Annotated in this window: 23 protein-coding genes and 1 pseudogene; 9 read left to right on the forward strand and 15 right to left on the reverse strand. The window is 71.7% G+C overall.

The features are described from left to right. Positions 1 to 15: 15 nt before the first annotated feature. Positions 16 to 393: a DsrE family protein gene (locus ACIBJC_RS35870; protein ID WP_399300027.1), complete on the forward strand. Its 378-nt coding sequence runs from the start codon at positions 16 to 18 to the stop codon at positions 391 to 393. 87 nt (positions 394 to 480) lie between these two features. On the opposite strand, the gene ACIBJC_RS35875 is transcribed toward ACIBJC_RS35870, so the two are convergent. Then, on the reverse strand, positions 481 to 867 hold the full coding sequence (locus ACIBJC_RS35875; RefSeq protein ID WP_399300030.1) for a VOC family protein: 387 nt from the start codon (positions 865 to 867) through the stop codon (positions 481 to 483). Between the two features lie 118 nt (positions 868 to 985). Here ACIBJC_RS35875 and ACIBJC_RS35880 point away from each other — a divergent pair, with 118 nt between their 5' ends. Then, on the forward strand, positions 986 to 1,765 hold the full coding sequence (locus ACIBJC_RS35880) for a TetR/AcrR family transcriptional regulator (RefSeq protein WP_399300032.1): 780 nt from the start codon (positions 986 to 988) through the stop codon (positions 1,763 to 1,765). Positions 1,766 to 1,768: 3 nt separating this feature from the next. Here ACIBJC_RS35880 and ACIBJC_RS35885 read toward each other — a convergent pair whose 3' ends face one another. The 7 genes from ACIBJC_RS35885 to ACIBJC_RS35915 all read right to left on the reverse strand — a co-directional run bounded on the left by ACIBJC_RS35885 (position 1,769) and on the right by ACIBJC_RS35915 (position 6,338). Next, complete coding sequence (locus ACIBJC_RS35885) at positions 1,769 to 2,077, reverse strand: DUF3099 domain-containing protein (protein ID WP_399300034.1); 309 nt, start codon at positions 2,075 to 2,077, stop codon at positions 1,769 to 1,771. A 72-nt stretch (positions 2,078 to 2,149) separates the two neighbouring features. Next, positions 2,150 to 2,437, reverse strand: coding sequence for a DUF1416 domain-containing protein (locus tag ACIBJC_RS35890; protein ID WP_030590573.1), 288 nt, complete (start codon positions 2,435 to 2,437; stop codon positions 2,150 to 2,152). A gap of 29 nt (positions 2,438 to 2,466) precedes the next feature. Then, positions 2,467 to 3,306: a sulfurtransferase gene (locus tag ACIBJC_RS35895; protein ID WP_399300037.1), complete on the reverse strand. Its 840-nt coding sequence runs from the start codon at positions 3,304 to 3,306 to the stop codon at positions 2,467 to 2,469. Between the two features lie 155 nt (positions 3,307 to 3,461). Then, positions 3,462 to 3,569 (reverse strand): putative leader peptide, encoded by a 108-nt coding sequence (locus tag ACIBJC_RS35900; RefSeq protein WP_384999017.1) that lies wholly within the window; start codon positions 3,567 to 3,569, stop codon positions 3,462 to 3,464. Positions 3,570 to 3,807: 238 nt separating this feature from the next. Next, a complete protein-coding gene (locus ACIBJC_RS35905) occupies positions 3,808 to 4,557 on the reverse strand; it encodes a DUF2993 domain-containing protein (RefSeq protein WP_399300040.1) in 750 nt (249 codons plus the stop codon). A gap of 199 nt (positions 4,558 to 4,756) precedes the next feature. Further along, positions 4,757 to 6,073, reverse strand: coding sequence for a hypothetical protein (locus ACIBJC_RS35910; RefSeq protein ID WP_399300042.1), 1,317 nt, complete (start codon positions 6,071 to 6,073; stop codon positions 4,757 to 4,759). A 10-nt stretch (positions 6,074 to 6,083) separates the two neighbouring features. After that, entirely contained in the window at positions 6,084 to 6,338 is a 255-nt protein-coding gene (locus ACIBJC_RS35915; RefSeq protein WP_329824731.1) for a MoaD/ThiS family protein, read from the reverse strand. A gap of 685 nt (positions 6,339 to 7,023) precedes the next feature. Here ACIBJC_RS35915 and ACIBJC_RS35920 point away from each other — a divergent pair. Together ACIBJC_RS35920 and ACIBJC_RS35925 are read left to right on the forward strand one after the other, a co-directional pair. Next, positions 7,024 to 7,899: a response regulator transcription factor gene (locus ACIBJC_RS35920; RefSeq protein WP_399300045.1), complete on the forward strand. Its 876-nt coding sequence runs from the start codon at positions 7,024 to 7,026 to the stop codon at positions 7,897 to 7,899. A 24-nt stretch (positions 7,900 to 7,923) separates the two neighbouring features. Further along, a complete protein-coding gene (locus ACIBJC_RS35925; protein WP_329824729.1) occupies positions 7,924 to 8,946 on the forward strand; it encodes a LacI family DNA-binding transcriptional regulator in 1,023 nt (340 codons plus the stop codon). A 93-nt stretch (positions 8,947 to 9,039) separates the two neighbouring features. Here ACIBJC_RS35925 and ACIBJC_RS35930 read toward each other — a convergent pair whose 3' ends face one another. The 4 genes from ACIBJC_RS35930 to ACIBJC_RS35945 form a co-directional block, all read right to left on the reverse strand. Then, positions 9,040 to 9,540: a PASTA domain-containing protein gene (locus tag ACIBJC_RS35930; protein WP_399300048.1), complete on the reverse strand. Its 501-nt coding sequence runs from the start codon at positions 9,538 to 9,540 to the stop codon at positions 9,040 to 9,042. Next, positions 9,537 to 10,193 (reverse strand): SigE family RNA polymerase sigma factor, encoded by a 657-nt coding sequence (locus ACIBJC_RS35935; RefSeq protein ID WP_399300051.1) that lies wholly within the window; start codon positions 10,191 to 10,193, stop codon positions 9,537 to 9,539. Before ACIBJC_RS35935 ends, ACIBJC_RS35930 begins: the two co-directional genes overlap by 4 nt. Before the next feature lie 159 nt (positions 10,194 to 10,352). Then, the gene (locus ACIBJC_RS35940; protein WP_399300054.1) at positions 10,353 to 11,132 is read right to left on the reverse strand and encodes a GntR family transcriptional regulator; all 780 of its coding nucleotides are present in this window, start codon (positions 11,130 to 11,132) and stop codon (positions 10,353 to 10,355) included. Then, a complete protein-coding gene (locus ACIBJC_RS35945; RefSeq protein WP_399300057.1) occupies positions 11,129 to 11,674 on the reverse strand; it encodes a GntR family transcriptional regulator in 546 nt (181 codons plus the stop codon). Before ACIBJC_RS35945 ends, ACIBJC_RS35940 begins: the two co-directional genes overlap by 4 nt. A gap of 211 nt (positions 11,675 to 11,885) precedes the next feature. Here ACIBJC_RS35945 and ACIBJC_RS35950 point away from each other — a divergent pair, with 211 nt between their 5' ends. The 5 genes and pseudogenes from ACIBJC_RS35950 (at position 11,886) to ACIBJC_RS35970 (ending at position 16,162) form a co-directional block, all read left to right on the forward strand. Continuing rightward, the gene (locus ACIBJC_RS35950) at positions 11,886 to 12,377 is read left to right on the forward strand and encodes an ATP-binding protein (RefSeq protein WP_399300060.1); all 492 of its coding nucleotides are present in this window, start codon (positions 11,886 to 11,888) and stop codon (positions 12,375 to 12,377) included. A 131-nt stretch (positions 12,378 to 12,508) separates the two neighbouring features. Next, positions 12,509 to 13,591, forward strand: coding sequence for a S1C family serine protease (locus tag ACIBJC_RS35955; protein ID WP_399300063.1), 1,083 nt, complete (start codon positions 12,509 to 12,511; stop codon positions 13,589 to 13,591). Continuing rightward, on the forward strand, positions 13,588 to 13,797 hold the full coding sequence (locus tag ACIBJC_RS35960) for a hypothetical protein (protein ID WP_399300066.1): 210 nt from the start codon (positions 13,588 to 13,590) through the stop codon (positions 13,795 to 13,797). Before ACIBJC_RS35955 ends, ACIBJC_RS35960 begins: the two co-directional genes overlap by 4 nt. Before the next feature lie 44 nt (positions 13,798 to 13,841). Further along, positions 13,842 to 14,570: pseudogene (locus ACIBJC_RS35965) on the forward strand (response regulator transcription factor); the annotation flags it as partial. 131 nt (positions 14,571 to 14,701) lie between these two features. Continuing rightward, positions 14,702 to 16,162, forward strand: a complete 1,461-nt coding sequence (locus ACIBJC_RS35970) for a sensor histidine kinase (RefSeq protein ID WP_399300069.1) — start codon at positions 14,702 to 14,704, stop codon at positions 16,160 to 16,162. Positions 16,163 to 16,167: 5 nt separating this feature from the next. Here ACIBJC_RS35970 and ACIBJC_RS35975 read toward each other — a convergent pair whose 3' ends face one another. From ACIBJC_RS35975 to ACIBJC_RS35985, 3 genes are all read right to left on the reverse strand, one after another. Then, positions 16,168 to 17,460, reverse strand: coding sequence for a DUF2993 domain-containing protein (locus ACIBJC_RS35975; protein WP_399300071.1), 1,293 nt, complete (start codon positions 17,458 to 17,460; stop codon positions 16,168 to 16,170). 215 nt (positions 17,461 to 17,675) lie between these two features. Continuing rightward, the gene (locus ACIBJC_RS35980) at positions 17,676 to 18,614 is read right to left on the reverse strand and encodes a phosphatidylinositol-specific phospholipase C (RefSeq protein WP_399300074.1); all 939 of its coding nucleotides are present in this window, start codon (positions 18,612 to 18,614) and stop codon (positions 17,676 to 17,678) included. Between the two features lie 160 nt (positions 18,615 to 18,774). After that, positions 18,775 to 19,443, reverse strand: coding sequence for a DUF4157 domain-containing protein (locus tag ACIBJC_RS35985; protein ID WP_399300077.1), 669 nt, complete (start codon positions 19,441 to 19,443; stop codon positions 18,775 to 18,777).

Raw genomic sequence — 19,443 nt, forward strand, 5'->3', positions numbered from 1 at the left:
ATTACGATTCGGCCCATGCAATCCGCCGAGAACGCCAAGAAGCTCGTGATCAAAGTGACCGCCGGGGCCGACGCCCCCGAGCGCTGCTCCCAGGCCTTCACGGTGGCCGCGGTCGCCGTGGCCAGCGGGGTGGAGGTCTCGCTGTGGCTGACGGGCGAGTCCGCGTGGTTCGCGCTGCCGGGGCGGGCGGCCGAGTTCGAACTGCCGCACGCCGCGCCGCTGCCCGAGCTGATCGACTCGGTCCTGGCGGCGGGGTCGATCACGCTGTGCACGCAGTGCGCGGCCCGGCGGGACATCACGGAGAAGGACGTGCTGGACGGGGTACGGATCGCGGGCGCGCAGGTCTTCGTCAGCGAGATCATGGCGGACGGCGTCCAGGCGCTCGTCTACTGACGGACGACCCCGTGTTCCGGCCCGGAGCCCGGCCCGCGCCGACCGCCGGCCCGCGCCGACCGCCGGCCCGCGCCGGGCTCCGGGCCGTCACCGGTCGCCGGCGGTGGTCCAGTCGACGAGCTGGAGGATCACTCCGTTCGGGTCGGTGACCTGGAAGAGGCGCTCGCCCCAGGGCTCTTCGCGCAGCGGCATGGTGACGGGGACGCCCTCCTGCCGCAGTCGCTCGTACTCGGCCTCCAGGTCGGCCACGGTGAACGCGATGATCACGCCCGTGGCATGCCGGTCCCTCATCCCCTCGGGCAGGACCTCGATGCCGCGCCGCAGAAAGACCACGTTGGCGGTGTCCTCACGGGCCAGGGAGGCGAAGCCTTCGGCGGCCATGACCTCCTGGAAGCCGAAGTGCCTGGTCAGGAAGGCGGTGGAGGCGGGTACGTCATCGACGGTCAGGGAGACGGCGGTGGAAGTGATCTTCATGGTTCCTCCTGGATCCAATAGCCAAGCAGTCTGGGGTCAATCTCTGTACGTCGTACAGTATACGGCGTACAGAGATTACTGGGAAAGGTCCGCGCCCGCACGGGAGAGGATGGAGGGCATGGCCAAGGAACGAGGCGGCGCCGACGACCCGGCCCGCACCCTGGAACTGCTGTGGCGCGAGCCCGGACACGGCGGCCCCCGGCGCGGGCCCAAGCAGGGGCTGACGGTCGACGGTGTCGTCGAGGCCGCCGTCGAACTCGCCGACTCCGGCGGGCTGGACGCCCTGACCATGCGGAGCGTCGCCCAGCGGCTGGGCGTCACGCCGATGACGCTCTACACGTACGTCCCGGGCAAGGCGGAGCTGCTCGATCTCATGCTGGACGCCGCCTATCTGCGGATGCCGCGCACCGAGCACCCGGCCGCGCCGTGGCGTACGAGGGTGGAAGGCGTCGCGCGCGAGAACCGCGACCTGTACGGGCGCCACCACTGGGTGGCGACCCTGCCCACCACCCGCCCGCCGCTCGGCCCCGGACTCATGGCCAAGTACGAACACGAACTGGCCGCGTTCGACGGCCTCGGGCTCGACGACGTCGAGATGGACGCGGCCCTCACCTTCCTGCTGGGCTTCGTCCACTCCGTCGCCCGCGCCGACCTCGACACGCAGGCCGCCGCCCGCGACAGCGCCCTGTCCGACGCGCAGTGGTGGGCCGCCAACGCACCCCTTCTGGCCAGGGTGTTCGATCCCGCCCGGTTCCCTCTCGCGGCCCGGGTCGGAAGCGCCGCGGGCGCGGCCCACCAGGGCGTGTACAGCCCTGAACACGCCTTCGACTTCGGGTTGCAACGCGTCCTGGACGGCCTCGCCCACCTCGTCGCGAGCCGTTCCCGCTCCCGGGCGTAGGCCCTACGGGCGGTTCCTGCGTTCCAGCTCGTCCAGCCACCGGTCGTTCTCGTCGTTCTCGTGGCCCACGGGCGGCTCGTCCCACCAGCGGTCGTCCTTGTCGCGCGTGTTGCCCACGATGGCGGCGACCGGCGGGATCAGCAGGGCGACCACACAGAGCGCGATGGCCGCGGGGACCGACCAGATACGCACGAAGGCCCCGGCGGAGACGAAGAGGATCAGGCATCCGCCCATGAGCAGGAAATACCGGCGACGGCGTCGCGCGTACATGTCTTCAGCGTACGACTCGGACAGACCGACCGGAACCGGCATCAAGGAGTGGAAAAACGCGAAGGGCCGCACCCCGGTGGATCAGGGTGCGGCCCTTCGGTGCGTGCGCGAGCCTCAGACCGCGATCGCGACCTCGGAGAGGCCACCGGTCTGCGCGACGACCGTACGGTCGGCCGAGCCGCCGGGAACGAGGGCGCGCACCGTCCACGTGCCCTCGGCCGCGTAGAAGCGGAACTGTCCGGTCGCCGAGGTCGGGACCTCCGCGGTGAACTCGCCGGTCGAGTCCAGCAGGCGTACGTAACCGGTGACGGGCTCGCCGTCGCGGGTCACGGAACCCTGGATGGTGGTCTCACCGGGCTTGATCGTCGAAGCGTCGGGGCCGCCGGCCTGTGCTCCACACATGTTGTTCAGTCCTCCGGGTCGGGGCGTGATTACTTGTTGGCGCCGAGCTCGATCGGCACGCCGACGAGCGAGCCGTACTCGGTCCACGAACCGTCGTAGTTCTTGACGTTGTCCACACCGAGCAGCTCGTGCAGGACGAACCAGGTGAGCGCGGAACGCTCACCGATGCGGCAGTAGGCGATGGTGTCCTTCGCCAGGTCGACCTGCTCCTGCGCGTACAGCTCCTTCAGCTCGTCGTCCGACTTGAAGGTGCCGTCGTCGTTGGCGTTCTTCGACCACGGGATGTTGCGCGCGGACGGGATGTGGCCCGGACGCTGCGACTGCTCCTGCGGCAGGTGCGCCGGGGCGAGCAGCTTGCCGCTGAACTCGTCGGGCGACCGGACGTCGACCAGGTTCTGCGTGCCGATCGCGGCGACCGCGTCGTCACGGAAGGCGCGGATCGAGGTGTCCTGGGCCTTCGCCCGGTACGTGGTGGCGGCGCGGGTCGGGACGGCCTCGACCAGGTCGCGGGAGTCCAGCTCCCACTTCTTGCGGCCACCGTCGAGGAGCTTGACGGAGTCGTGGCCGTAGAGCTTGAAGTACCAGTAGGCGTAGGACGCGAACCAGTTGTTGTTGCCGCCGTAGAGGACGACGGTGTCGTCGTTGGCGATGCCCTTGGCCGACAGGAGCTTCTCGAAGCCCTCCTGGTCGACGAAGTCACGGCGGACCGGGTCCTGGAGGTCGCTCTTCCAGTCGATCCTGACGGCGTTCTTGATGTGGTTCTTGTCGTAGGCCGAGGTGTCCTCGTCGACCTCGACGATGACAACCTTCGGGTCGTCGATGTGGGCCTCGACCCAGTCTGCGTCGACCAGAACGTCGCTGCGGCTCATGCTTTTCTCCTCCGGGCAGTGTGCGGCGGGCAGTGTGCTGCGAGGTGATGCGAGGGGGCCGGCTCGACCGCGCTGCCGCGCGGATGGCCCTGAGAGCGCTCGAAGGGCCCGGAAAGCCGGGATCGGGAATACGGAACGTGAACGTCCCGTCCCGCTCAGACAGTGCGACAGAGCATGGCGGCGACGCGGCACAGGTCTACTGCCCGCCGCTTCGTGAGGTCCGCCTGTCCCCGCTGAGGGAGACCGCCGATAAAGCACTGCATGGGTCCGATCGTAGGGACGACCGGGCGGTCATGTCACCGGTGTGTCACATGTCAAGACACGATCATCCACGATGTGGGACCGGAGGAGGGTTCGCGGCGCCCGGCCGGGCGTGGCGGCGCGCCGCGGGTCCGCCCCGGCCGGATGCGGTCTGGGGAGCGGACGGGGCCGTCTCAGCATCCGGCCCGGCGGCGTCGGGCGATCCCCCGGTGGCCTCCCACCGGGCGATCCCCGGGTGGCTCAGCCGGCCAGGGAGATGTCCGTACCCGTACCGGAGAAGCTCAGGCCCGTCTCCGTCGCCGTGACCTTGTCGAGCTTGATGGTCGACGGCAGTCCGTCGATCTTCAGGTCGTAGTCGACGACTTCCCGCATCCGCTCGTCCGCGCCCGGCACGTACAGCTCGGGCAGGGTCACCGCCTTCAGCCTGACCGTGTCGCCGTTGACCAGCGAGACCGCGCTGTACGCGGTGAGGGTCTTGCCGTCCAGCAGCGACTTGAACGGGCCGGGGACGGTGATGCCCGCGCCGTCCAGCACCTCGCCCATCGGGCCCGAGAGCTTGACCTCCCCCTTGGCGGCGCGCTCGGCGCCCGCGTACCCGACCGTGGCGCCCTTCGGGGCCGAGCCCGTCAGGTCCGCGTACGAGATCTGCGCCGAGCCGGTCGCGGTCGCCGCGGTCGCGGTCGAGAAGCTGCTGTCGAACGTCACGTCCTTCAGCTCCGCCTTGACCTCGGTCACCCGCACCGCCTGGCCGTCGGCGCTGGCACTGACCCCGTCGAGGCTGACCTGGACCTCGTCCAGGGAGGTGTTCAGCACCTGGGTCAGGAAGGGGAACCCGTTGATGGAGACCTTCGGGTCGGTGTCGAGCCCCTGGCTCGATCTGATCTTGCTCGCCACCTGGTTCTCGGCGAAGTGGACGGCGACCCGGTCGGCGGCGACGAACAGCCCGCCGAAGACCACGACGAGTATCAGCAGTGTCCGCAGTACACGCATTGTTCGGTGTCCCCCACCCTGGTCATGACCGGTCCTGTGGTCCGGTTCGTTCCCCGGCCGTCCCCCCGGCCGCCGGACTGATCGACGTACGACGGGGACGTACGGTTCCCGGCGTACGGATTCCCGCCCCTGTCCGTCGTACGCCTGGCGGTACCGGTGCGTGGCAGGCGGTGGCAGGCGTACGAGCGGGCGCCGTGCGTCAGGCCAGCGCGCGGCCCAGCAGGTAGACGGCGGGCGCGGCGGCCGTGAGGGGCAGCGCCACCCCGGCCGTCATGTGCACGAACGTGGACGGGTAGTCGTAGCTCGCCGCGCGCAGCCCGACCAGCGCGCAGACGCCCGCCCCGAGCCCCAGCAGCGCGCCCGCGGCGCCCAGGTCCGTCATCCCGCCCGCCACGATCCCGCCGCCCGCGCCGGCCAGCAGGGCCACCACGACCGAGACGGCCCCCGGCAGCGGCAGCGCGCGGGCCACGGTCGCCGCGGCGACCGCCACACCGCCGACGACCACCGCGTCCGGCACGGCAGCGAGATGCCCGGCGGCGAGGATGGCGAGCGCGGCGGAGACGACGGTGGCCATCAGGCCCGTCATCCGCTCGTCGGCGCCCGCGCGGCTGCGCAGTTGCAGGACGAGGACGAGCAGCACCCACACCCCCAGGGTGCCGATGATCGCGGCGGGACCGTTCGACCGGCCCACGGCGAGCACGGCGATGTCCGCGACGATCCCGCCGAGGAAGGCGAGCGCGATGCCCTGCCGGGCCGGCCACATCCCGTTCAGCCGGAACCAGCCGGCGGCCGTGACGGCCTGGAGCAGCACGAGCGGTACGAGCAGCGCGTACGGGCCGAGGGCCGCGCCCCCGGCGAGCAGCAGCCCGAGCAGCGCCGTGAGCGCGGCCGGCCGCACGCCCGGCGGAATGATCGGGGACCGGCCCTCGGCGCGGGCGCGCTGGGCGTCGGTGACCCGGGCGTTGCCGAGGGTGGTGGGCGCGCTGTAGCCGCCCGCGTCGGCGGGTCCGGCGGTCCCGGCGGGTCCGGCGGTCTGCGGGGGCTGGGGGGCGTACGGGGGCGCCTGCGCGGGCGCGGGGGCCGGGGCGGGGGCCGCCTGCGCCGGGGGCGTGTAGGCGCTCTGGGGCGGCAGGTACGCGGTGTCGGCGGCGGCCTGCGGTGCGGCCTGCCGCGGATGGGGCTGGGCCTGGGGCTGCCCGTACGACGGCGGCCCGAACACCCCCTGGGGCTGAGCCTGCGCCGGGGGCTGGGCCTGCGGCTGCGCGTGGGCCTGGACATGGGGCTGGTACTGGGTGTCCCAGGTCTGCCCCTCCCACGTCTGGGCGGCGCCCGCGCCCGCCGCTCCCGGCGCGGCCTGCTCGGGCTCGGCCCACGCCTGTGCCGGGGGCCCAGGAGGCGCGGGAGGCTGCGGAACGTACGGCGCCTGCTGCCCGTACCCGTCCTGCTGCTGTCCGTACTCGCCCTGCTCTCCGTAGGGGTTCTGCTGCCCGTACGGGTACTGCTGATCGTTGCTCATGATGTGCGGTTCACCCTCCTGCGAACGGCGGGAGCACCTCGACCGTGCCGCCCTCGGCAAGGCGTACGGTCTCATGCCCGCGGGTGCCCACGGGGTCACCGTCGACAAGGAACGAACACCTCTGGAGTACCCGGGTCAGTTCGCCGGGGTGTCTGACCCGGGCGCCGTCGAGCGCCTCGGCCAGGCTGTCCGCCGCGTACGGCTCCTCCGCGACCCCTGCGGCGGCTTTGGCCGCGGCCCAGTAGCGGATCGTGCCGACTGCCATGAAGGCAGCTCCTTCCCTCGGATGCCGGATGGCCGGGTCGACCGGATGACCGGGACGACCCGGACGGCCGGACGGCCGGATGACCAGATCGACCAGATCGACCAGATCATCGGATCGTCGGATTCCATGATGTACGGCGCGGGCACGCACCCGTGCGCCCCCTGTGCGATCCGCCCGATCGGGTCCTGGCCGTCTAAGTTCCAAGTCCTGCCTGAAACCCCCCGTACACAGGCAGTACACCGCCTCTTCGTGCACGCTCCGGGCCCTCCCCACGCGGTTCCGGCGCCGCTCCGAGGCGGCCTCGCGGCCCCGCGTCCGAGGTCCCGTGGACCCGACTCATTGCATGATCTGCGAGATTGCCCCTCTGACACGGAACGAATGTGGGTTATTCTGCTTCGAAGAGGATCCGGGCAATGTAGCCCCCGGGTCCTTTTATGTTTTCCGGTCGTTGTTACAGCCAGATGTCACAGACGGAAGACACGGACATCCGGGTCGCGCCCCCGGGGACGAGGGGCAGCGCGGGCCGTACGGCAGTACAAAAGCAGTAAGCAGTACGCAGTAGGCAGTGCCGCATACGTCCTCGCAGGGACCGAGGAGGAACCGACGTAATGGGCAAGCGAACCGTGAACGACAACAGTCCGGGCAACTGTCCGGAACAGAGTCCGGCCGAAGCAGGTGAGCGGCGATGAGTTCTCTGCTGCTCCTGACCAACGCCCTCCAGCCCTCGACGGAGGTGCTGCCGGCGCTCGGGCTGTTGCTCCACAACGTACGGGTGGCCCCCGCCGAAGGACCTGCCCTCGTCGACACCCCCGGTGCCGATGTGATCCTGATCGACGGCCGCCGCGACCTCCCGCAGGTGCGGTCGCTCTGCCAGCTCCTGCGCTCCACCGGGCCCGGCTGCCCGCTGATCCTCGTCGTGACGGAGGGCGGTCTCGCCGCCGTCACCGCCGACTGGGGCATCGACGACGTCCTGCTCGACACCGCGGGACCGGCCGAGGTCGAGGCGCGGCTGCGGCTCGCGATGGGCCGGCAGCAGATCCAGACCGACGACTCCCCGATGGAGATCCGCAACGGCGACCTGTCGGTCGACGAGGCGACGTACAGCGCGAAGCTCAAGGGCCGGGTCCTGGACCTGACCTTCAAGGAGTTCGAGCTGCTCAAGTACCTCGCACAGCACCCCGGCCGGGTCTTCACCCGCGCGCAGCTCCTCCAGGAGGTCTGGGGGTACGACTACTTCGGCGGTACGCGGACGGTCGACGTGCACGTACGGCGGCTGCGCGCCAAGCTCGGCCCGGAGCACGAGTCGCTCATCGGAACCGTACGGAACGTGGGCTACCGCTTCGTCACCCCGGAGAAGGCCGAGCGCGGCTCCGAGGACGCCAGGGCGAAGGCCGCGGGCGCGAACGGATCCGCCGGATCCGCCGGATCCCGTACGGAGGACGGCGCGGAGCCCCGTCACGAGAAGGCGCAGGCGCCCGGCGACGACGCCGCGACGGCCGCCGGACCGGACGCCGCGCAGGATGCGGTCGAAGAAGCATCCGTACGGCCTGCCCAGCGGTAGGTCACCACGCGTAGACTGCCGCGCGTGGCCAAGGTGACGCGGGACGATGTGGCACGACTGGCGGGGACTTCCACCGCCGTCGTCAGCTATGTCATCAACAACGGACCCCGGCCGGTCGCCCCGGCCACGCGCGAGCGGGTGGTCAACGCCATCAAGGAGCTGGGCTACCGGCCCGACCGGGTCGCCCAGGCGATGGCCTCGCGGCGGACCGACCTCATAGGGATGGTCGTGCCCGACGCCAGGCAGCCCTTCTTCGCGGAGATGGCGCACGCGGTGGAGCAGGCGGCGGCCGAGCGCGGGAAAATGGTGCTGGTCGGCAACTCGGACTACCGCGACGAACGCGAGGTCCACTACCTGCGGGCCTTCCTCGGCATGCGGGTCTCCGGGCTGATCCTGGTCAGCCAGGGCCCGAGCGAGCGCGCCGCCGCGGAGATAGAGGCGTGGGACGCCCGGGTCGTCCTGCTGCACGAGCGCCCGGAGGGCATCGATGACGTCGCGGTCGTCACGGACGACATCGGCGGCGCGCAGCTCGCCACCCGGCACCTCCTGGAGCACGGCCATCCGTACGTCGCCTGCCTCGGCGGCGTCGAGTCGACCCCGGCGGTCGGCGACCCGGTGGCCGACCACGTGGAGGGCTGGCGCCGGGCCATGCTGGAGGCGGGGCACTCGGTGGAGGGGCGGCTCTTCCAGGCCCCGTACAACCGGTACGACGCCTACCTGGTCGCCCTGGAACTGCTGGCGGGCCCGGACAGGCCCCCCGCGATCTTCTGCTCCACCGACGACCAGGCGATCGGCGTCCTGCGCGCGGCCCGCGAGCTGCGCCTCGACGTTCCGGGCGAGCTGGCGGTGGCCGGCTTCGACGACGTCAAGGAGGCGGGTCTGACGGACCCGCCCCTGACGACGGTCTCCTCCGACCGGCCCGCGATGGCGCGCGCGGCGGTGGACCTGGTCCTGGACGACGGCCTGCGCGTGGCGGGCTCGCGCCGCGAGCGCGTGAAGCAGTTCCCGTCGGCCCTGATCGTCCGACGCTCCTGCGGCTGCGCGTAGATCGGGCGGTGGCCCCGATGACGGCGGGGCCACCGCCCTTTACCCTGGCGGGCTCTTCTCTGCCGGGCGGCTCGGATCAGCCGGCGGCTCGGATCAGCCGGCGCAGAGGGTCAGGTTGACCGTATCGCCCTTGGCGACGGTCGCCGGGCTGTGCGGGTCGACGCCGATGACCGAGCCCGGCTTGCAGTTCGGCGCCTTCGCCTTGCCGACCGTGCCGAGCTTCAACCGGGCCTTCTGGAGCACGGCCTTGGCGTCGTCCGGGTGCGCGCCCGCCAGTTCGATCCTGATCTCGCCGTACAGCAGAGTGGCGGCGTCCGGGTCGGTCGTGGTGGTCACCGCGGCGGGCGCGGGGGCGTCGGAGCCGCCGCCGGCCACGGTGGCCAGCGCGGTGCCGCCGCCCGCCACGGCGATGGCGGCGGCAACGGCGGCGATGAGGCCGACGCGCTTGCGGCCGACGCGGCGCTGGATGCCGGCGGCGTCGAACTGCGGTGCGGGAGAGGTGTTCGCGAAGTCGTTCAAGGCGGTTACCAGTTCCTGTTCGAAGTGGGTGTCACCGCTGCGGCCGTCCGAGGACCGCGCTGTGTGGCCGGTCATCGGGTTCCTTTCCGGGGCAGCGGTGACGAAGGTTCGGAGAGCGCGGGTATCTGGGCCCGGAGCTTTTCGAGGCCACGGGCGAGCTGGGACCGTACGGCGCTCGGGGAGATCCGCAGGTCCTCGGCGATCTCGGCATCCGAAAGGTCGTGGAAGTAACGCAGTACCACGACGGTCCGCATGCCCATCGGCAGCCGTTGCAGAGCGCGGACCAACTGGTCCCGGCTGTCGACCCGCCCGTACTCGTCCCCCGGCGCCGCCCGGTCGTCACCGGGGGACGGCTGGGGTACGACACGACGGAACCGCCGCCACCTGTCGTTGGCCAGATTCACCATGATCCGCCGCACATAGGCGTCCGGAGCATCCTTGACGGCGATGATGCGCCAACGGCGGCAGGCTCGTTCCAGGGTCTCCTGCACCAGATCCTCGGCCGCTTCACGGCTTCCGGTCAGCACCAGGGCCCCCCGGAACAACGCCCCCGAGCGGGCGGCGACGAAAGCGTGAAACCCCGCCCCCGGATCCGTCCCGGCCCAGGCCGAGTCGGCCCGGTCGGACCGCCCGGTCCGACCGGACCGCCCGGTGAGGCCGACCCGCCCGGTGAGGCCGGGCCGGCTCGTCTCGGAGAACAGCGAACTCCACTTGGTTGCCAGATCCACGCCGCTCCTTCCTTCCTGTCCCCCTCTCGACGGCGGAAGGGCCCCATCTGCTGCACCACCCCAAGGAGACCTGGGTCACAGGGGTGGGATGGGAGGGAGGGGCGGGAGGGGAGGGAAGGAAGGTTCAGGTCCGGATGGCAAGCGGGCGCCTGGCGGGTGTCACCCCGGCGTGAACTCGTAGCGCAGCTCGTACAGATGGCCCGCCTTGGCCATCACCGTGACCTCGACAGCGCGCTCGTCGGCGTCGTACACCACGCGCAGCGTCCGCAGCACCGGCAGATCGCCGGGCAGGTGGAGCGCTTCGTACTGCTCCTGCGTCGGTATGCGCGCGGAGACATGGTCGACGCTGAGCCGGGGCGGGTGGCCCAGCGCGGTCAGCAGGGTGGGCGTTCCGCCCTTGATCCGGCGGTGTTCGGCCAGGGCGGTGCCCCGGGCGATGTGCGGCGGGTAGTAGGCGTGGACCAGCTCCACCGGTTCGCCGTCGAGAGAGAGCACCTGGTGGCGCACGAGCGCCGTTCCGTCGGCGGGCAGGCGCAGGGCCGCCGCGACATCCGCCGGGGGTGTGGTCTCCGTGACGGCGAGGAGGGTGCTCCGGGCCTCTCCGCCGCGTTTCGCGGTCTCGGCGAGCCAGGGGTACGGCTCGCCGGCGGCGGCCGGGGCCATGGACGAGGCGGGGCGCACGGTCAACTGCCGGTGTTCCCGTACGGTCACCGCGGCACCGGCGCGGCCGACGACCAGACGCTCGTCCTTGAGGAGTTGCAGCGCCTTCTGCACGGTGGCGTTCGAGGCGCCGAACCGCTCCTTGAGCCGCACGGTGGACGGCAGACTGGCGCCCGGGGCGAGATCCCCGGTCATGATCTCGTCGCGCAGATCGGCGGCGATCCGCTCGTGGAGGGAGCGGCGATCGTACGCGTCCCCCTCGGTGCGAGGCGTGGTCATCGTTCGATCCCCATCTCGTAGCGCAGCCGCTGCCGGTGAGCGGGCATGGTCATCACATCGGCCTGGACAGGACGGTCCCCGCCGTCGAAGGTCACGCGGACCAGCCGGAGCACCGGCTCACCCGGCTCGGTGCGCAGGGCTTCGCGCTCCTGGGCGTCGGGCATCCGGGCCGACACGTCCTCCCGGACGCGTACGCCGACGTACCCCAGCTCCGCGAGCAGGGTGACGGCCCCGCCGGGGATCTTCGCCGTCCCGGCGAGACGCGTGCCGCGCGCGATCGACGCGGGGTAGTACGTGTCCGTCAGCTCGCAGGGCACGTCCTCCAGGAACATCACGCGCCGGCGCACCACGACCGCCTCCCCCGGGTCGACCTCCAGCAGCTCCGCCACCTCCTCCGACGCCGCCACCTCCCCGGCCCCGACGATCCGCTGACCGCCCCGCCGCCCTCGCGCCGCCAACTCCGCTCCCCACGCGTCGGGTTGACCTTGGGCCTGCGGTGTCAGATACGGCATCGAGGTACTGACCCACGCGCCGACGCTCATGACGTCCTCCTGTGCTGATGCCCGGAACCTGACCTTGCTGCTTTACACGGTAAGCGAGTCGGTTCCGCTGTTCGTGGCTCGCGCCACAGAGCAACCTTGCCGCTTTTCGCGAATAGCGATACGCTCCTCGGGATCGTACAGCTCAGGGCCAGACGCGGGCGCGTCCCGTTCCGTCCGTCCTGAGCACGGCCAGCACGGTGGAGGTCGGCTGATGGGATGTGTCGAAGGCGGCGTGGTGGTGCTGCGGTGGCGGCGCCATCCGAGCTCGGTGGGGGCAGCGCGCGCGGAACTGCGGAAGGCGCTGGCCGGTTGGGGGTTGTCGGCACTGGAGGACTCCGCGGTTCTGGTGCTGACGGAGTTGGTCACGAACGCGGTGCGCCATGCCCGTGTGCCGTCGGGGCGGGAGATCGAGACGCGTTTCGTGCCGGTGCGCCTCCCGGCCCCTGGTGGCCTACGGATCGAGGTGCATGACGCGTCCGGCCTGCGGCCGTTCCGGCGGGCGGAGCCGCTGGACGCGTGCGGCGGGCGCGGCCTCGTCATCGTGGACGCGCTGGCCGATGAGTGGGGCGTCACCGACCGGGTTGGCGTCGGCAAACTGGTGTGGGCGTCGTGGGGGTCTCCTGGCGTCGGCGGGGCCCCAGGTTCCGGCGGCTCCTACGGCCCCGGCAGCGCGAAGGACGGCGACAGCAGCCGTGACGCCTGAGCAGACGCCGCGTGCCGTGCGGGGGCGCAACCCCCGGCCCCGGCCGCCTTTATATGGGGCATACGCGGTTTTGTTGCCCTTCTCAGCGCCTCCTCAGCCTGTTCTCATGTACGGCGCCCAGAGTCGTTGCCATGACCGACAACTACCGCGGCAGCGGCGACGCAGACAGCACGCAGCAGCACCCCACCCAGGGGTTCCAGGGCCCGGCCTACCCGCCGCCGCCCTCGTACGGTCCGGTATTTTCCGCCGCTCCCGCGGGCGGCCACGGCGCGCACGGCTCCACGGCGACCGCCCGGCGGGCCAAGGGGCCCGTCGCGTTGCTGGCCGCCGTCGCGCTGGCCGCGGCCGTGGTCGGGGGCGGGTCGGCCGCGTTGGTCGGCGCGTACACGGGGAACAGCGGAGGCGTCGGCAACGGCGACACCGCCATCCGCGGAACGACCGTCTCGCAGAGCAGCGCGGGCACCGTCGCGGGGGTCGCGCAGTCCGTGTCGCCGACGATCGTCGAGATCAACGCGACCTCGACGGGCGGTGAGGCCACCGGCTCCGGCGTGATCATCACGTCCGACGGCGAGATCGTCACCAACAACCACGTCGTCTCCGGGGCCTCGTCCGTGAAGGTCCAGCTCAGTACCGGCAAGACGTACACCGCCAAGATCGTCGGCACCGACGCCGACAAGGACCTCGCGCTGATCAAGCTGGAGGGCGCGAGCGGTCTGAAGACGGCCTCGCTCGGCGACTCCGGGCAGGTGAAGGTCGGCGACGAGGTCGTCGCGATCGGCTCCCCCGAGGGCCTGACCGGCACCGTCACCAGCGGGATCGTCTCGGCCCTGAACCGCGATGTCACCGTCGCCAAGGACCAGGATCAAGGGCAGGAACAGGGGCAGGGACAGCAGGGACAGCAGGGGCAGCAGGGCGGCGGCGGCAACTGGCCCTTCGAGTTCGGCGGCCAGCAGTTCAACGGCGACACCGGCACCTCGAAGACCACGTACAAGGCGCTCCAGACCGACGCCTCGCTCAACCCGGGCAACTCCGGCGGCGCCCTCATCAACATGAACGGCGAGATCATCGGCATCAACTCCGCGATGTACGCGCCGAGTTCGGCTTCCGCATCCAGTGACTCCAGCGCCGGCAGCGTCGGTCTGGGCTTCGCCATCCCGATCAACACCGTCAAGGCGGACCTCTCGGCGCTGCGCTCCGGCGGTACGCAGTCATGAGCGGCACAGACACGGGCAGCGGCACCGGCGAAGGCACCCCCCTCACCCGTCCGGCGGGACCGAGCGATCTGGCGCTTCCGCTCGCCCTCGTCCATGATCTTGCCCAGGCCGCAGCGCCCACGCGCCGCGCCGACGAGGTCCGTACCGGCGCCGCTTCGAAGAGGCGTGGAGCGGGCCGCCGCCGTACGGCCGCCGTGCGAGGCTGAAGGCCGAACTGTCCGATACCGACCACTGACGAGGTAGCCGCCACATGAGTCCCGCCGAAGGCGATCGCGATCCGCAGCGCATCCTGATCGTCGACGACGAGCCCGCCGTACGGGAGGCCCTGCAGCGGAGTCTCGCCTTCGACGGATACGGGACCGAGGTCGCCGTCGACGGCATCGACGCCCTGGCCAGGGCCGCCGCCTACGCGCCGGACCTGATCGTCCTGGACATCCAGATGCCGCGCATGGACGGCCTGACCGCCGCCCGCCGGCTGCGCGCGGGCGGCTCGAAGGTGCCGATCCTGATGCTGACCGCCCGCGACACGGTCGGCGACCGTGTCACCGGCCTGGACGCGGGCGCGGACGACTACCTGGTCAAGCCGTTCGAGCTGGACGAGCTGTTCGCCCGGATCCGCGCGCTGCTGCGGCGCAGCTCCTACGGGGCCGCATCCGGCGAGGTGCCCGACGACGACGTGCTGTCCTTCGCCGATCTGCGGATGGACCTGACCACGCGCGAGGTCGTGCGCGGCAACCGCCGCGTCGAGCTGACCCGTACCGAGTTCACGCTGCTGGAGATGTTCCTCGCGCACCCGCGCCAGGTGCTGACCCGGGAGCAGATCCTCAAGGCGGTGTGGGGCTTCGACTTCGAGCCCAGCTCCAACTCGCTCGACGTGTACGTGATGTATCTGCGCCGGAAGACCGAGAGCGGCGGCGAGCCCCGGCTGGTGCACACGGTGCGCGGGGTGGGGTACGCGCTGCGCTCCGACGCGGGCGGCGGCCCGGCCGGGGGGATCGCTCCCGTCGGCGGCTTCGGTACGAGCTTCGACAGTGGCTACGGAAGCGGCTACGGAAGCGGCTACGGAAGCGGAAGCGGCAACCGGTACGGGTACCGCGACGGCGGCCCGGCGTGACCGGTCCCGTCCAGCGGTTCCGTACGCTCCCGCTGCGCTCCCGCCTCGCCCTGCTGGTCGCCTCGGCCGTGGCGATCGCCGTCACCGCCGTCGCCGTCGCCTGCTGGCTGCTGACCCGCACCCAGCTCCCGAGCGAGCTGGACTCGTCCCTGGAGAACTCCACCGCGCCACGCAGCTCGGTACAGGGCGCGCTCGCCGTCTGCAACACGGGCACCAGCCCGGATACCGGCACCACCCCCGGCTTCGTCTACATCCAGGTGGTCCTGCCGGGCGGGCAGCGCTGCGTGGCCCCGGGCTCCGAGCCCGTGAAGGTCCAGCAGGAGGACCTCGACGTCGCGAACGGCACCGGCCACAGCTCGCTGCACGACAGCGTGACCGAGGACGGCGCCAAGGTCCGCGTCTTCACCCGGCGCGTCGACTACGACGCGGGACCGCCGATCACCGTCTCCCTCTCGCGCCCCCTCGCCGAGATCGACGCCTCCCTCAACGAGCTGGCCCTGCTGCTCGCGCTCGTCGCCGGCGTCGGGGTGATCGGCGCGGGCCTGGCGGGCCTCTGGGTCGCCAGGTCGGGGCTGCGGCCGGTCGACGGGCTGACCCGGGCCGTCGAGCACGTCGCGCGTACGGAGGACCTCACCGTCCGTATCCCCGTCGAGGGCGAGGACGAGATCGCCCGGCTGTCGCGCTCCTTCAACTCCATGACCGCCGCCCTCGCCTCCTCCCGGGACCGGCAGTCGCAGCTCATCGCGGACGCCGGGCACGAACTGCGGACGCCGCTCACCTCGCTCCGTACCAACGTCGAGCTGCTCGCGCGCAGCGAGGAGACGGGCCGCGCCATCCCGCCGGCCGACCGCAGCGCCCTCATGGCGTCCGTCAAGGCGCAGATGACCGAGCTGGCCTCGCTCATCGGGGACCTCCAGGAGCTGTCGCGGCCGGACGGCACCGACCCCGGGCCCCTCCAGGTCGTCGCGCTCCACGAGATCATGGGGAGCGCGCTGGAGCGGGCGCGGCTGCGCGGCCCCGACCTGACGATCACCACGGACCTGCGCCCCTGGTACGTACGGGCGGAGCCGGCCAGCCTGGAGCGTGCGCTGGTCAACGTGCTGGACAACGCGGTGAAGTTCAGCCCGTCCGGCGGCTCGATCGAGGTCACGCTCAACGGCGGCCGGGGCGGAAACGGCGAGCTGACCGTACGCGACCACGGCCCCGGCATCCCGGCCGAGGAGCTGCCGCACGTCTTCGAACGCTTCTGGCGCTCCCCGTCGGCACGCGCGCTGCCCGGCTCGGGGCTCGGTCTGTCGATCGTGGCCCGTACGGTCCAGCAGGCGGGCGGCGAGATCGCGCTGCGCCAGGCGGCGGGCGGCGGAACGGTCGCGGCGATCCGTATCCCGGGCGCGCCGACACCGCCGCCGGACGGCCTGGACGGCGGGAACGGCTTGGACGGCGCGCACCGGGTGTGACCCCGTTACGTCGCTCCGCCCAGCCGTACCGCCGAGCCCACCAGCCGCGCCCTGATCCCCTCCGGCTCCACGGTGATGTGCTGCAACCGCAGGTCGCCCGGGGTCTTCGGCAGCTTGAAGGAGAGCGAGAGCCGGTCGGACAGCTCCGGCGGGCGGAGGTTGAGCAGCGCGTCGACCAGCGCCGGATCGATCCCGGCCCGCTTCAGCAGCCCGGGGTTGTCGGCGACGACGTCGACCAGGTTGAGCCGCAGGAGTTCCTGGACGAAGCGGGGCCGCCCGGTGAACCGGCTCAGCGCCTCCTCGCTGCGCAGCGCCTGGTCCACGTCCGTCTGCGGCACCCCGAGCGCCTTCACGACGGCGGGCACCTCCAGCAGTTCGCGGGCCCGGTTCTTCTCCTTCGCGATCAGCCCGGCGGCCTCGGGCGCCAGCCGCAGCCCGGAATGGGCGCGGTCCTTGCCCGGCCGGTACGTGGCCACCCCGGGGATGTCGAGCCGCATCCCGTCGACGGTGGTGGACACCGCCTTGCCGCCCTCGTTCCTGATGTGCGCGTCGGCCCGTACCCGCAGGTCGTAGCCGGCCACCGGCAGCGATCCCGCCATCCGTACGGAGCCCGCGCCGTTGTCGGTGAACTTGACCTGGGAGGCGCCCAGTTCGCGGTTGAGGTCGTCGAAGCTGAGCAGGACGTCCCCGTCCATCCGGCTGACGACCGCGCCCTTGACGGCGGTGGGCAGATCACCGACGACCCGGATGTCCTTGGCGCTGGCCCGTACCTCGGCCAGCGAGACCCGGTCGGCGGCGACATGGGGGACGGTGACGTCGACACGGTCGAGCCGCTTGCCGAGGACCTGGGTGAGGAACGGGAAGCCGTGGATGTCGACGGCCGGAGGGGTCGCCAGACCGAGCGACTTCTGCAGCTTCTCCTCGGCCTTGTCCTGCGCGTAGAGCAGGGCGGCGCGGTCGGCGAGCAGCAGGAACGCCGTGCAGGCGACGAGCGTGACGCTCAGTTTCAGCGCGGAGGAGAGGGAGCCGAAGCGGCGGCCCCAGCTCCCTCTCCCCCTCTTCCGGTGGTCGGGCGGTGACCAGTCCTCGTCGTCACGGTCGGACGTCAGACCGAGAGTCTGCGGATCGCGCGGATCGTGGACGAACTCGTCCTCGGGCGTGGCGAGTTGGGCCAGTTCGTCGTAAGGGTTGGGGTACGGGGCGGGGTAGGGACCGGACGCGGTGCGAGGCGTGGGGGCGGGCTCGGCGCCGGGCTCGGGGGCGGACAGGTGCTCGGGTATGCGGGTGGGGGGTCGCATCGGCTCATCCCAACACGCCCCGCCGATTCAGCACACCTGTTGCGGCACCGGTATCGGCCCTTTTAACCAGGATTATCCGGCTATTCATGTGGGGGATCTCGCGATTCCGCGACGGAACGAAGAGGCGGCCGGACGCCTCGCCCGCGCCCCGCCGCCCCTTCGCCCCGCCCCCTCGCCCCGCCGCCGCCCTCAGCCGTTGCGCCGCCCCGCCGCCCTCAGCCGTTGTGCCGTATCAGCGACTCCACCAGTCCCGTCCGGGTGGCGGGGAAGTCCAGCGGTACGATCCCGAGCCCGCGCCAGCCGCTCGCCTCCGCCCCGTCCAGGAAGGTGTGCACCTGCGGGTTGAGCCGGTCGGAGTTCCACCGGGGCGGCAACAGGGCCGCCGTACTGACGTAGTTGACGAACAGCTTGCCCGGCTGCGTCGCGGCCTTGCGGAACTGGGCTTCGATCTTGGGGTACTTGGCGCCCGGATCGGCCTGGTAGTCGTCCTGGATGTCGAAGAGCCCGCCGTCCCCGTACCGCAGTCCGGGCAGTCCCCCGTTGTCCCCGAGCAGCACGACGCGCCCGCGCGCCTGGCCGAGCGTCGGCAGTCCGCCGTCGAGCCGGAAGAGGGAGCGCCAGCCCTTGCCGTCGAGATACGTGTCGAAGATCCGCCGGAACTCCGCGTCGCTCTCGCCGGAGTACTCCTGCTTGACCCGCATGAGGACGGTCTCGGAGGGGTTGGCCCGGAGGAAGTCGCGGCAGGCGTTGAGGACGTCGTCGAAGTTCAGGTTCTGGTAGTACGCGGCGTGGTGAATGGTGAACGCGCCCTCGAACAGCCGGCAGCGGATGTCCAGGAAGCGGACGCCGCTGGTCAACTGGTCGGCTATGGAGGTGTTCTGGCAGGCCACGTAGAGCCCGCCGGAGCGGGCGCCGGAGTTGTGCGTACCGGGAATGGTCAGGCGCTGCACGGGGGTGGAGTCGGCGAAGCCGCCCATCCAGTCGTGGGTGGCGAGGAGGCGCGGGGGCGTGCCCGCCGTGGCCGACGCGGCCGATGTGCCCGGCGCGGCGGCGAAGGCGGTCCCGCCGGCGGCGCCCGCGCCCACCAGGGCGGTGGCCGATACGGCGAGGGCGCCGGCGAGAAAGCCGCGGCGGGTACCGGGAGATGCGCTCATGTGGGGGTGCCTCCGTCGTCCGTGAAGAGCAGGGGAAACAGCCCTCGGATTATGACGGGTACACGTCACCAGGGGAACACGTCACCAGGGGAACATGCCATCGGGGGAACATGTCACCAGGCATCGCCAGGGGACACCTCACCGGTCACCGCCTCCGCGCCTACTGGTCCTCTTCCTCGTGGTGGTGCCCACCGCCCGAGCAGTTGTGCCCCGCGGCGGCCCGCTGCACGGGCGCCGGACCCTGCATGACCTCGTCCGCGGAGTCCTCCGCCTCACGCTCGTCGCGGTCGTTCTTGCTGCTCATCTTCAGCCCGTCCCCGGTCGGCGTGCCCTCGACCTCGCCTTCGCGCTGCTGGAGGACGTGCTTGAGCTCATGGGCCAGCGTCTTGTTGTCGAAGCCGCCCTTCCCACGCACGATGTGCTCCCCGGAGGTGTACGCGCGCGCCCCGATATCCGCCGCCGAACGCTGCGCCACCACGTCGTCGTGCAGACGTACGGTCGAGAAGTCGGCGCCCTTGTGCCGCGCCTCCATCTCCTGGCGGAGCGGCTTGGGGATCGGCTGTCCCGTCTTCCCCAGCACGTTGTGGACGAGCGAACCACCCTGCATCTCGTCCTCGTACGTGGCCGGGCGCACCCGGCGCTGCACGGCCGAACCCGCCGCGGCTCCCGCTCCCGCCGCCGCCTCGTGACCGCACGACGGACCGTGCTCGTGCTTCTCGGCCGCCAGCAACTGCACGACCGCGGCATTGCCCATGGAACGCTGCAACGCCATCATCGACCCCGGACTCCGGCTCTCCGCTCCCGCGCCGGCCGCCGTGTGGGGCGCCAT

The organism is Streptomyces sp. NPDC050509 (assembly GCF_044457965.1).
Classification (GTDB): domain Bacteria; phylum Actinomycetota; class Actinomycetes; order Streptomycetales; family Streptomycetaceae; genus Streptomyces.

Bases quoted from the DNA above. Each gene is read 5' to 3' on its own strand.
- ACIBJC_RS35870 (WP_399300027.1), top strand. From the start codon at position 16: ATGCAATCCGCCGAGAACGCCAAGAAGCTCGTGATCAAAGTGACCGCC.
- ACIBJC_RS35875 (WP_399300030.1), bottom strand. From the start codon at position 867: ATGAAGATCACTTCCACCGCCGTCTCCCTGACCGTCGATGACGTACCC.
- ACIBJC_RS35880 (WP_399300032.1), top strand. From the start codon at position 986: ATGGCCAAGGAACGAGGCGGCGCCGACGACCCGGCCCGCACCCTGGAA.
- ACIBJC_RS35885 (WP_399300034.1), bottom strand. From the start codon at position 2,077: ATGCCGGTTCCGGTCGGTCTGTCCGAGTCGTACGCTGAAGACATGTAC.
- ACIBJC_RS35890 (WP_030590573.1), bottom strand. From the start codon at position 2,437: ATGTGTGGAGCACAGGCCGGCGGCCCCGACGCTTCGACGATCAAGCCC.
- ACIBJC_RS35895 (WP_399300037.1), bottom strand. From the start codon at position 3,306: ATGAGCCGCAGCGACGTTCTGGTCGACGCAGACTGGGTCGAGGCCCAC.
- ACIBJC_RS35900 (WP_384999017.1), bottom strand. From the start codon at position 3,569: ATGCAGTGCTTTATCGGCGGTCTCCCTCAGCGGGGACAGGCGGACCTC.
- ACIBJC_RS35905 (WP_399300040.1), bottom strand. From the start codon at position 4,557: ATGCGTGTACTGCGGACACTGCTGATACTCGTCGTGGTCTTCGGCGGG.
- ACIBJC_RS35910 (WP_399300042.1), bottom strand. From the start codon at position 6,073: ATGAGCAACGATCAGCAGTACCCGTACGGGCAGCAGAACCCCTACGGA.
- ACIBJC_RS35915 (WP_329824731.1), bottom strand. From the start codon at position 6,338: ATGGCAGTCGGCACGATCCGCTACTGGGCCGCGGCCAAAGCCGCCGCA.
- ACIBJC_RS35920 (WP_399300045.1), top strand. From the start codon at position 7,024: ATGAGTTCTCTGCTGCTCCTGACCAACGCCCTCCAGCCCTCGACGGAG.
- ACIBJC_RS35930 (WP_399300048.1), bottom strand. From the start codon at position 9,540: ATGACCGGCCACACAGCGCGGTCCTCGGACGGCCGCAGCGGTGACACC.
- ACIBJC_RS35940 (WP_399300054.1), bottom strand. From the start codon at position 11,132: ATGACCACGCCTCGCACCGAGGGGGACGCGTACGATCGCCGCTCCCTC.
- ACIBJC_RS35945 (WP_399300057.1), bottom strand. From the start codon at position 11,674: ATGAGCGTCGGCGCGTGGGTCAGTACCTCGATGCCGTATCTGACACCG.
- ACIBJC_RS35950 (WP_399300060.1), top strand. From the start codon at position 11,886: ATGGGATGTGTCGAAGGCGGCGTGGTGGTGCTGCGGTGGCGGCGCCAT.
- ACIBJC_RS35955 (WP_399300063.1), top strand. From the start codon at position 12,509: ATGACCGACAACTACCGCGGCAGCGGCGACGCAGACAGCACGCAGCAG.
- ACIBJC_RS35960 (WP_399300066.1), top strand. From the start codon at position 13,588: ATGAGCGGCACAGACACGGGCAGCGGCACCGGCGAAGGCACCCCCCTC.
- ACIBJC_RS35975 (WP_399300071.1), bottom strand. From the start codon at position 17,460: ATGCGACCCCCCACCCGCATACCCGAGCACCTGTCCGCCCCCGAGCCC.
- ACIBJC_RS35980 (WP_399300074.1), bottom strand. From the start codon at position 18,614: ATGAGCGCATCTCCCGGTACCCGCCGCGGCTTTCTCGCCGGCGCCCTC.
- ACIBJC_RS35985 (WP_399300077.1), bottom strand. From the start codon at position 19,443: ATGGCGCCCCACACGGCGGCCGGCGCGGGAGCGGAGAGCCGGAGTCCG.